A 6,533-nucleotide genomic window follows, 5' to 3' on the forward strand; every position below is an offset into this window, starting at 1 on the left:
GCCTTGCACGGGCGGGAGCCCGACTTGATGTACTGCGCGACGTTGCCGTCCAGCGCCTTCAGGAAGGCCCAGCCCTTCTCGCTGCCCTGCGACTGCAGCAGCGCAGCCACCTGCAGGTAGCCGGTGCCGGAGGACACCGGGTTGGGCATCACCACCTCACCCTTGTAGACCGGGTTCGCGAGGTCCTTCCACGAGGTCGGCATCGGCAGGTTCTTGGCTTTCAGCACTTCGGTGTTCACGCAGAACGCGGCCATGTAGCCGGTCGCGGCAAACCAGCTGCCGTCAGCGGCCCGGTAGGCGGCCGGCAGCTTCTCGACGCCTTTCCCGGCATGGGGCTCGACCATCGCGCCGATGCGCGGGTCGAGCATGTTCGTCACCGCCCAGCCCCAGATCACGTCGTGCTGCGGGTTGCTCGCCTCGGCCAGGATGCGTGCACCCAGGTCGCCGGTGGACAGGCGCAGCACCTTCACGTCGACGTCCGGCAGGCTCCGCTTCGCCGCCGCCACGTACTCGGCGATCTCGTTCTCCTCCAGCGCGGTGTACGCGGTGATCGTGCCGGCCCGGGCCAGCCCGGGAACGGCGAGCGCGGTGAACAGCATGGCGGCAAGCAGGGGGCGATGGACGGTCATGGACTTCTCCGGTGGATGCCTCAAACGAGGGCGGGACAACAGGGGCGGGACACCAGCACAGGGCACGCTTCATGCATTCGCGTTGTGCGTTTCCTGGCGTTTGTGCAAATCTGTGTATTTCCACATGACGCTCCCGCACGATGCATGCCAACCCACGAGGTCCTCGATGAGCGATGAAGCGCTGTCCTCCGCCCCATCCGCCCTGCTGCCGGACGACGATGTCCGGTTGGCCCAACAGCTGGCCGATGAAGCCGGCAGGCTGGCGCTGCGCTGGTTCCGCGGCCGCGTCGAGGTGCTGACGAAGGCCGACGACAGCCCGGTGACGGTCGCCGACCGCGAGGTCGAGCGCATGCTGCGCGAGCGCATCACCGCGGCGCGACCCGACGACGGCCTGCTCGGCGAGGAACACGGCCGCGAACGGCTCGATGCGGAACGGGTCTGGGTGATCGACCCGATCGACGGCACGAAGGCCTTCATCACCGGCTCGCCGCTCTGGGGCAACCTGCTGGCGCTGCTGTGGCGCGGCCGGCCGGTTGTCGGCGTCGTGAACCTGCCGGCGCTCGGCGAGTGCTGGGTGGGACGCGCCGGACAGCCGAGCCGCTGGAACGGCGCGCCGTGCCGCAGCAGCGGCTGCACGCGGCTGGCCGACGCCCGGGTCTACACCACCTCGCCCGACGCCTTCGATGCCGACGGCTGGCGCGCCTTCGACGCGCTGAGCCGGCGTGCCGCGCTGCGGCGCTTCGGCGGCGATTGCCACAGCTACGGCTCATTGGCTTCCGGCCACGTCGACCTGGTGGTCGAGAGCGGGCTGCAGCCCTACGACTTCCTGGCACTGGTGCCGGTGATCGAGGGCGCCGGCGGCGTCATCACCGATTGGCAAGGCCGCGCGCTGCACATGGGTTCTGACGGTCGGGTGGTCGCGGCGGCCACGCTGGAACTGCAGGCCCAGGCGCTGGCCGCGCTGGCTTGAAGCCGTGACTTGAAACCGTGGCCGGACGCGCCATGTGCAAGGAGTCACAGTCGGCCGCTTGCGCTCAGCGGCAACCGCTCTAAGATGGGCCATCCGACCGCAGCCCCTGGCACCAGACCATGGAGAACACCATGACGAGACAACGTTCGGCCCTGGACCTCCTGTCGCAGTACGCGGCCTACCACCGCGACCGCCGCAACATCACCACCCATTTCTTCGGCATCCCGCTGATCGTGTTCGCCGTCAGCGTGCTGCTCGCCAAACCGGCCTTCACCCTCGGCAACCTCGCCCTCACCCCCGCCTGGATCGCCTGGGGCCTCGCCACCATCTGGTATCTGACGCGAGGCAACCTCACCCTCGGGCTCGCGGTCAGCCTCGTCAACGGCGTGCTGACCGTGCTGGCGCAGCAGGTCTCGGGCGGCAGCCTCGCCAGCTGGCTCGGCTGGGGCCTCGGCAGCTTCATCGCCGGCTGGGTCATCCAGTTCATCGGCCACTACTACGAAGGGCGCAAACCGGCCTTCGTCGACGACCTCATCGGCCTGCTCGTCGGCCCGATGTTCGTCACGGCCGAAGTGATGTTCGCGCTGGGCTGGGGCCGGCCGCTGCTGGCCGAGATCGAGCGCCGGGTCGGCCCGACCGTGCTGCGCGACCTCGCCCACCCCGCCGCCTGATTCGTGACCCTCCGCCAGGTTCGGCGCGCCGCGCTGGCGCTGGCGGCGCTGCTGGTCCTGGCCATCGCCTTCCTGGTGGTCCAGGCCCGGCGCCATCCTCCGCTCGATGAGTTCCGCCCGCTGACGCTGCCGCCGGCCCCCGCCGGCTCGGCCGTCACGGTGCGCTTCGCCGGCGTCGCGACGCTGCTGTTCGACGACGGCGAAACCGCCTGGATGACCGACGGCTTCTTCTCGCGGCCCGGCATGCGCCAGACCTTCTTCGGGCGCATCGGGCCCGACGCCGCAGCCATCGACAGCGCCCTGAAGCGCCTGGGCATCACCCGGCTGGCCGCCGTCGTCCCCGTGCATTCCCACTACGACCACGCGATGGACTCGCCCACCGTCGCGCTGCGCACCGGTGCCGTGCTGATCGGCTCCAACTCGACGATGCAGATCGGCTTCGGTGCCGGCCTGCCACGGGCCCAGCTGTATGAGGTGCACGCGGGCGAGGCCGTCGCGCTCGGCAAGTTCCGGCTGACCTTCATCGCGTCACGCCACAGCCCGACGCCGTGGAGCGACGGCGTGTCGGTGGAGAACATCGCAGCACCCGTCGTCCCGCCGACGCGCGCACCAGCCTGGCGCGAGGGCCAGGTGTGGAGCATCGTCGTCGAGCACGCCTCGGGCGGCCGCTGGCTGATCGAAGGCAGCGCCGGCTTCATCCCCGGCGCCTTGGCCGGCCGCCGGGTCGACACCGTGTTCCTCGGCGTCGGCACGCTCGGCCGCAAGGACGACGCCTACCGCAGCGCCTACTGGCATGAGACGGTGCAGCTGACCGGCGCAAAACGCGTCGTGCCGATCCACTGGGACGACTTCTGGCAGCCGCTCGATCAGCCGCTGCAGGCGATGCCGTTGCTGTTCGACGATTTCGGCGTGACGATGGCCGATCTCTCGCGGCGGGCAAAGCAGGATGGCGTCGAGTTGCGCCTGCCACCGCTGTTCACGCCGTTCACGCCGTAGCGCCGCTCCTCAATCCGCCCAGGTGACCACCCCACTCCACGCCGTCACCAGCACCACGATGCCGAACACGATGCGGTACCAGGCGAACGGCACGAAGGTGTGCGTGGAGATGTAGCGCAGCAGCCAGCGCACGCAGAAGAACGCCGAGATGAAGGCGGCCACCATGCCGACCACCCACATGCCCAGGTCGTCGACCGACAGCAGCGCGCGCTCCTTGTAGAGCGAATACACCGACGCGACGCCCAGCGTCGGGATCGCCAGGTAGAAGGTGAACTCGGTCGCCACCTGCCTCGACAGCCCGAACAGCATCCCGCCGATGATCGTGGCGCCCGAGCGGCTCGTGCCCGGGATCAGCGCGAAGGCCTGCGCGATGCCGACCTTCAGCGCATCCAGCGGCGTCAGGTCGTCGACCGAATGCACCCGCACGCTGTGCTGGCGCCGCTCGGCCCACAAGATGATCAGCCCGCCGACGATGAAGGTGGTCGCCACCGTCGGCGCGTTGAACAGGTTCGCCTTCAGCATCTTGCCGAACAGCAGGCCCAGCACCGCCAGCGGCAGGAACGCGATGCCGACGTTCAGCAGCAGCCGGCGTGCCTTCGGGTCGCTCCCCAGCCCGCCCAGCACCCCGCCGATGCGGCCGCGGAATTCCCACACCACGGCCAGGATCGCCGCGGACTGGATCACGATCTCGAACAGCTTGCCGCGCGCATCGTTGAAGTGCATCAACGACCCCGCCAGGATCAGGTGCCCCGTGCTCGACACCGGCAGGAACTCCGTCAGCCCCTCGACGACGCCCATCACCGCCGCCTTCAACAACAGTACGAAGTCCACTCGCATTCCCCGGCAAAAAATGAGCGCCGATGATAGCGGCAGCCCTCCCCCCGGCTTGACCCCCGCCACCCCACCCCTTACATTACTGACCRGTCAGTCAGTACCGTGACATGAGTACCCCCGACCCCCTCCACCCCCTCCCCGCCCGCCAGCGCCGCAAGGAAGCCCGTCCCCAGGAACTGCTGGACGCGGCTTTGGCGCTCTTTTCTGAAAAGGGTTTCTCCGCAACCCGGTCGGAAGAAGTCGCGGCGGCCGCCGGGGTGTCCAAGGGCACGCTCTATCTCTATTACCCGAGCAAGGAAGAGCTGCTGAAGGCGGTGATCCGCGACCGCGTGTCGACCGAGATCCAGAGCGGCGTCGACGAAGTGCGCGCCTTCGCCGGCAGCAACGCCCAGGTGCTGCGCGAGGTGCTGCCGCGCTGGTGGCTGCGCATCTTCGAGAGCCCGGCGTCCGCCGTCTTCAAGCTGATCGTCACCGAGGTGCGCAACTTTCCCGACATCGCCGACTACTACCGCGAGCAGGTCATCGAGCCGGGCTCGCAGCTGGTCGGCACCGTCGTGCAGCGCGGCATCGAGGCCGGCGAATTCCGCCCGGTCAACGTCGAGTTCACCGTGCACTCGCTGATCCTGCCGATGGTCATGCTGTGCATGCACAAGCACTCGCTGGGCGTCTGCTCGCCGGTGCCCTCCCTCGTGTCCCCGCAGGACTTCATCTTCCAGCACATGGACACCGTCACCCGCGGCATCGAACGCCACCCGGCCCCCGTCGTCTCATGAAGCGCTGGGTGAAGTGGGCGGTGCCCGTCGTCGTCGTCGCGCTGATCGGCGGCTTCGTGATGCGCGCGCTCAGCGCCCGCAAGCAGGAGCAGGCCCTGCTCGGCAGCACCAAGGCACCGGCCGCGCTGGAGCTCGCGCCCGGCGACCTGCTCGTGCTGCGCCCGCAATCGTTCGCCCGCACGCTCGCGGTGTCGGGCGGCCTGAAGGCGGTCAACAGCGCGGTGGTGCGCGCCAAGGTCGCCGCCGAGGTCAGGTCGCTGACGGTGCGCGAAGGTGACAGCGTCAAGGCCGGCCAGGTGATCGGCCAGCTCGAGACCACCGAGGTCGAGCTGCGCCTGCGCCAGGCCGAGCAGAACGCCGCGTCGGCACGCGGCCAGCTCGACATCGCCCGCCGCACGCTGGAGAACAACAAGGCGCTCGTCGCCCAGGGCTTCATCTCGGCCACCGGCCTGGAGACCTCGGTGTCGAACGAGGCCTCGGCCCAGGCCACCTACGGCGCGGCGGTCGCTGCCGTCGACCTGGCCCGCAAGTCGCGCAGCGATGCGCAGCTGATTGCGCCGATCAACGGCATCGTCTCGGTGCGCGCGGTGCAGCCGGGCGAGCGCGTCGCGATCGACGCCAGACTGGTCGAGGTGGTCGACCTGTCGCGCATCGAGCTCGAGGCGGCGATCGCCCCCGAAGACGTCGGCACGGTGCAGGTCGGCCAGGCGGCCACGCTGCAGGTCGACGGGCTCGCCACGCCGGCACAGGCCAAGGTGGTGCGCATCAACCCGAGCACGCAGTCGGGCACGCGCGCGGTGATGGTCTACCTCGAACTGCAGCCGCAGCCCGGCCTGCGCCAGGGCCTGTTCGCGCGCGGTGCGATCGAGATCGAGCGCAAGACCGCACTGGTCGTGCCGGCCAACGCGGTGCGCGTCGAGCAGGCCCGGCCCTACGTGCTGGCGGTGGTCGACGGCAAGGTGGTGCAGCGCCCGGTGACGCTGGGCGCCCGCGGCAGCGTCGCCGGCAGCCTGGAGCGCGACGGCCAGGTCGAGCTGCTGCAAGGTGCCGGCGAAGGCATGACGCTGCTGCGCGGCACCGTCGGCCAGGTGCGCGAAGGCACGGCCGTGCGCGTCACCAGCCCGGCCTCGGCCCCCTGACCGGCCCGCCGCACCATGTGGTTCACCCGCGTCTCGATCGGCAATCCGGTGATGGCCACGATGGTCATGCTGGCCTTCGTCGTGCTCGGGCTGTTCAGCTACCAGCGCCTGGCGGTCGACCAGTTCCCGAACATCGATTTCCCGACCGTCGTCGTGCAGATGGACTACCCGGGCGCCTCGCCCGAGATCGTCGAGAGCGAGGTCACGAAGAAGATCGAGGAGGCGGTCAACACCGTCGCCGGCATCAACTCGCTGTACTCGCGCTCGTATGAAGGCACGGCCGTCGTGATCGTCGAGTTCAACCTCGATGTCGACGGACGCAAGGCGGCCGATGACGTGCGCGAGAAGGTCGCGCTGATCCGCCCCAACCTGCGCGACGAGGTGAAGGAGCCGCGCATCTCGCGCTTCGACCCGGCCAGCCAGCCGATCTTCAACGTCGCGGTGCTGTCCGCCGATGGCAAGCGCTCGCCGCAGGAACTCACCACCTGGGCCACCCAGGTGCTGCAGAAGCGGCTCGAAAA

At 69.5% G+C, this 6,533-nt stretch carries 8 protein-coding genes; 6 read left to right on the forward strand and 2 right to left on the reverse strand.

From position 1 onward, the window contains the following. Positions 1-629, reverse strand: a 629-nt coding sequence (locus AC1D1T_RS28835) for an ABC transporter substrate-binding protein (protein WP_477992975.1), incomplete at its 3' end; no start/stop codon positions are given. Between the two features lie 166 nt (positions 630-795). Between AC1D1T_RS28835 and hisN the strand changes: the two genes are divergently transcribed. The 3 genes from hisN to AC1D1T_RS28850 all read left to right on the forward strand — a co-directional run bounded on the left by hisN (position 796) and on the right by AC1D1T_RS28850 (position 3,266). Beyond that, positions 796-1,599, forward strand: coding sequence for a histidinol-phosphatase (gene hisN, locus AC1D1T_RS28840; RefSeq protein WP_082004783.1), 804 nt, complete (start codon positions 796-798; stop codon positions 1,597-1,599). Between the two features lie 131 nt (positions 1,600-1,730). Beyond that, positions 1,731-2,270 (forward strand): Mpo1 family 2-hydroxy fatty acid dioxygenase, encoded by a 540-nt coding sequence (locus AC1D1T_RS28845; protein ID WP_477827754.1) that lies wholly within the window; start codon positions 1,731-1,733, stop codon positions 2,268-2,270. 3 nt (positions 2,271-2,273) lie between these two features. Further along, positions 2,274-3,266 (forward strand): MBL fold metallo-hydrolase, encoded by a 993-nt coding sequence (locus tag AC1D1T_RS28850; RefSeq protein WP_477827753.1) that lies wholly within the window; start codon positions 2,274-2,276, stop codon positions 3,264-3,266. Between the two features lie 9 nt (positions 3,267-3,275). Here AC1D1T_RS28850 and AC1D1T_RS28855 read toward each other — a convergent pair whose 3' ends face one another. Then, on the reverse strand, positions 3,276-4,097 hold the full coding sequence (locus tag AC1D1T_RS28855) for an undecaprenyl-diphosphate phosphatase (protein ID WP_465111695.1): 822 nt from the start codon (positions 4,095-4,097) through the stop codon (positions 3,276-3,278). A gap of 110 nt (positions 4,098-4,207) precedes the next feature. Between AC1D1T_RS28855 and AC1D1T_RS28860 the strand changes: the two genes are divergently transcribed. The 3 genes from AC1D1T_RS28860 to AC1D1T_RS28870 all read left to right on the forward strand — a co-directional run. After that, entirely contained in the window at positions 4,208-4,873 is a 666-nt protein-coding gene (locus AC1D1T_RS28860; RefSeq protein WP_047513243.1) for a TetR/AcrR family transcriptional regulator, read from the forward strand. Continuing rightward, positions 4,870-6,012: an efflux RND transporter periplasmic adaptor subunit gene (locus AC1D1T_RS28865; protein ID WP_477843460.1), complete on the forward strand. Its 1,143-nt coding sequence runs from the start codon at positions 4,870-4,872 to the stop codon at positions 6,010-6,012. Before AC1D1T_RS28860 ends, AC1D1T_RS28865 begins: the two co-directional genes overlap by 4 nt. 15 nt (positions 6,013-6,027) lie before the next feature. Continuing rightward, a partial coding sequence (locus AC1D1T_RS28870; protein WP_477992976.1) for an efflux RND transporter permease subunit occupies positions 6,028-6,533 on the forward strand: 506 nt, incomplete at its 3' end.

Source organism: Rhizobacter sp. P2_H3, assembly GCF_056403355.1.